The 3,478-nt window shown below is 75.1% G+C and carries 3 protein-coding genes and 1 pseudogene; 1 reads left to right on the top strand and 3 read right to left on the bottom strand.

Annotated features, from left to right (window positions below; translation table 11 throughout):
• Positions 1–519 (bottom strand): annotated as a pseudogene (locus NH602_RS29415) (molybdopterin-binding protein); the annotation flags it as partial.
• A 124-nt stretch (positions 520–643) separates the two neighbouring features.
• A complete protein-coding gene (locus NH602_RS29410) occupies positions 644–1,594 on the bottom strand; it encodes a LysR family transcriptional regulator (protein WP_179762300.1) in 951 nt (316 codons plus the stop codon).
• A gap of 327 nt (positions 1,595–1,921) precedes the next feature.
• Here NH602_RS29410 and NH602_RS29405 point away from each other — a divergent pair, with 327 nt between their 5' ends.
• The gene (locus NH602_RS29405; RefSeq protein ID WP_253069514.1) at positions 1,922–3,064 is read left to right on the top strand and encodes a Glu/Leu/Phe/Val dehydrogenase; all 1,143 of its coding nucleotides are present in this window, start codon (positions 1,922–1,924) and stop codon (positions 3,062–3,064) included.
• A 51-nt stretch (positions 3,065–3,115) separates the two neighbouring features.
• Here the strand turns inward: NH602_RS29405 and NH602_RS29400 are convergent.
• The coding region (locus NH602_RS29400) for a DUF86 domain-containing protein (RefSeq protein ID WP_253069513.1) at positions 3,116–3,478 on the bottom strand (363 nt) is incomplete at its 5' end.

Genomic DNA, 3,478 nt, shown 5'->3' with positions numbered 1-3,478 from the left:
GCCCGCGACGAGCATCCCGGCGGCGACGGCGGCCGAGGCCCTCGCGAGCACGGTGCGCCGGGGGACCCCGTCACCGCTCCCGCCGCTCCCGGTGCGGGTCCCCCCGTGACGGCGGGCGTGGCGGTCCAGCCCCCGCTGCACCGCCACGCCCACCACCAGCGCGACGACCGGGGCGGCCAGGTCGGTCGCGGTGGGCACCGGACCCGTCAGCACCGCGGCCACCGCGAGCAGCCCCAGCGCGGCGACGACCGCGGTCCCCACCGCGGGCCGTCGGCGCGCCGCGAGCCCGGCCAGTGCGCCGAGCAGCACCAGCAGCACGCCGATCCCGGCGAGCAGGACCGGCTTGTCGGCCGTCCCGAACGCGGACTTGGCGAACTCCACGACCGGTTGCGGCGAGAGCCGCACGACCGCGTCGCCGACGGCCACGAAGGGCGACGACGCCGGTGCCACCAGGGCCGCCACGAGATGCCCCGATGCCACTGCCGCGGCGATCGCCAGCAGTTCCACCAGGATCGCCACGGAACGCGACGGAAGGGCCAGGGGCCCGTTTCCCTCGGTCCGGTTCTCGGTCAGCACAACCGTTCTTCGGAACCGGCGGCGGAAACGGTTCGACCGGGTTCCGACGATTCCGCCGCGGAACGGGTCAGGCCAGCCCGAGCGAGTCCGGCTGCACCGGGATCGGGGCGTCGGCGCCGAGACCCTTCTGCGCCGCCGCGGTCCGGACGGCCTCGATCACCAGCGGCAGCGCGGCCCGTCGTGCGGTGGTGGTGCGGTAGGCCAGTGACACCGTGCGGGTCAGGGCGTCGCCGAGCGCGACGATGTCGACCCCCGGCGGGCGCAGCGCCAGGCCCAGGTCGGTCACCAGGGTGACGCCGAGCCCGGCCGCGACCATCGCCATCGCGGTGGCCTGCTCCTCGACCTCGTGGTCGATCCGCGGCTCGAAGCCCGCGCTCTGGCAGGCCAGCCGGGCCGCCTGCCCGAAGTGCGACCGGGCGGGCGACACGATCCACGGGTGCTCGGCCAGCTCCGACAGCATCACGCTCGCGGCCGGCACGGCCCCGGCGGGCACCGCCGCGTAGACCCGCTCGACGGCGATGACCGCCCGCTCCAGGCCCTTGTCCCACGTCATCGGGTAGTTCGAGTAGTCGATGACGAAGGACAGGTCGAGCTCGCCGTCGCGCACCGCGGCCGCGGTCTCCTCCGGGGCGAGCTCGCGGGTGCGGACCTCGACACCGGGGTGGGTACGGGCCAGCGCGGTCAGCGCGTCGGGCAGCAGGCCCGAGGCGACCGAGGCCCACACCCCGGCGGTGAGCTTGGCCGCAACGGTCTCGCCCGCCTCCTCCAGGGCCTGGGTGGCGCGCTCGGCCGCGGCGAGGATCTCCTCGGCGTGCTCGGCCAGCAGGACCCCGAGGTCGGTGAGCTGGACCCGGCGACCTCTCCGCTCGAACAGGCGGGTCCCGACGTCGCGCTCGAGCTGCGCGAGCTGCTGGGACACCGCCGACGCCGTGTAGTGCAGCGCGGTCGCCGCCGCCGTGATGGTTCCCCGCCGGTGCAGCTCGCGCAGCATCCGCAGCCGAGACAGGGACAGCTCCATGTGGCCGAGCCTATTGCGCTGTGCAGGAACGGTGAACAGCGCCGTGAATGATCCGTAAATGGACGCGGGGCCGGGTGCGACCCCAACCTGGGGCCATCGGTCGCCGAACGTCTGCGGCCGGGGGACGACGAGGTCCGCGATGTCGACGAGACCGGAACGGCCCCTGGCGGCGACGACCGGTGCAGCACGAGCAGGAGGTGGGTCGCCATGACGACGATGCAGAACCCGGCCGGGAGCACCCCGCAGACGGCGGCCACGGCCGCCCCGTACGTCGCCGGCGCCCCGGCGCCCACGGTCGCTCCGGTCGTCCGCCGCCCCGAGCCGTACATGCGCCTGCAGTGGAACGACGCCGTGACCGGCGCCGTCGGCTACCTGGTCGTGCACACCCTGCGGGCGGGCCTCGCCACCGGCGGCACACGGATGCGGGCCGGCTGCACGTTGTCCGAGGTCGAGGACCTCGCACGGGGCATGGCCAACAAGACCGCCACCTTCGACCTGCCGATCGGCGGGGCCAAGGGCGGCATCGACTTCGACCCGAAGGACCCGCGCGCCGTCGAGGTGCTGGAGCGGTTCTGCGAGGCCATGCGCCCCTGGATCGACGCGCACTGGGTGACCGCGGAGGACCTCGGCGTCCCGCAGCACCTGATCGACGAGGTCTTCGAGAAGATCGGCCTCGGCCAGAGCTACCACGCCGCGATCAGCCGTGCCGCCGACCCGGCCGCCACCCTGGAGCGGGTGCGCACCGGGCTGACCGCCGAGGTCGACGGCGGGTTCGAGCTGGGCGACGTGATCGGCGGCTACGGCGTCGCGCACGCCTGTCTGGCCTCCGCGGTGTCCTGGGGCCAGATCCCGGCCGACACCACGGTCGCGATCCAGGGCGTCGGCACGATGGGCGGTGCGGCCGCCTACTACCTGTACGAGGCCGGGATGCAGGTCACCACGCTGGCCGACGCCGCGGGCACCCTGCACTGTGCCGACGGGCTCGACGTGCCCGCGCTGCTGGACCTGCGTGACGGCTTCGGCGAGATCGACCGCACCCGGCTGCCCGCCGGTGTCGAGCAGCTCCCGCGCACCGCGATCCTCTCCGCCGAGGTCGACATCCTGGTGCCGGCCGCGATCTCCTACGCGATCACCCCGGACAACTCCTACGACGTCCGCGCCCGTGTGGTCGTCGAGGCCGCGAACGCCGCGACCACCCCGGAGGCCGAGGCCATGCTCGCCGCCCGCGGCGTGCCGGTGCTGCCGGACTTCGTCGCCAACGCCGGTGCGGTCGCCTGGGCCTGGTGGCTGCTGCTCGGTGAGGTCGACGACGACCCGCAGAACTCCTTCGACCGGCTGCGCACCGTGATGCACGCCAAGGTCGCGCAGCTGCTGGCCGCGTGGTCCGAGGACGGCGTCACCCCGCGCGAGACCGGGCACCGCTGGGCCGACGACCCCGCCCCGACCACCGGGCCGGTCGTCATCCCCTGACCCGCTCCACCCGCGGCGGGACGGGGCGCCGCGGCGTGCGGGCGCTGGCCGTCAGCCGGCGAGGGCCACCATCCGGCCGGCGAGCCCGTCGTCGAGCACACCCACCTCGGCGAGGACCCGGAAGGCGTCGCCGTCGTCCCGCGGGGTCCGATGGCCGTCGGCGGCGATGACGTGGTCGGCCAGGTCGATGCAGATCTGCGCGGCCGTCTGCACCAGGTGACGACGACGGAACTGGTCGGGGGCGTCCACCTCGAACCGGACCCGTGCGACCTCGTCGGCGCTGAACAGCAGCCGGCCGGACTCCGCGACCCGGCCGCGCAGCTCGAGGCCCGCCCGCCCGAGGTCGACGACGTCCACCCCGGTCCCGAGCCGGGCGGCCAGGTCGGCGGCGAGCGGCTCGGTGGCGACGGGAGC

The organism is Pseudonocardia sp. McavD-2-B (genome assembly GCF_024124365.1).
Taxonomy (GTDB): domain Bacteria; phylum Actinomycetota; class Actinomycetes; order Mycobacteriales; family Pseudonocardiaceae; genus Pseudonocardia; species Pseudonocardia alni.
Note: the sequence above shows the minus strand (reverse complement) of the source record. Positions and strands in the feature narration are given on the sequence as shown.

Excerpts from the sequence above, each read along its gene's own strand:
- NH602_RS29410 (WP_179762300.1), bottom strand. The coding sequence starts at position 1,594 with ATGGAGCTGTCCCTGTCTCGGCTGCGGATGCTGCGCGAGCTGCACCGG.
- NH602_RS29405 (WP_253069514.1), top strand. The coding sequence starts at position 1,922 with ATGCGCCTGCAGTGGAACGACGCCGTGACCGGCGCCGTCGGCTACCTG.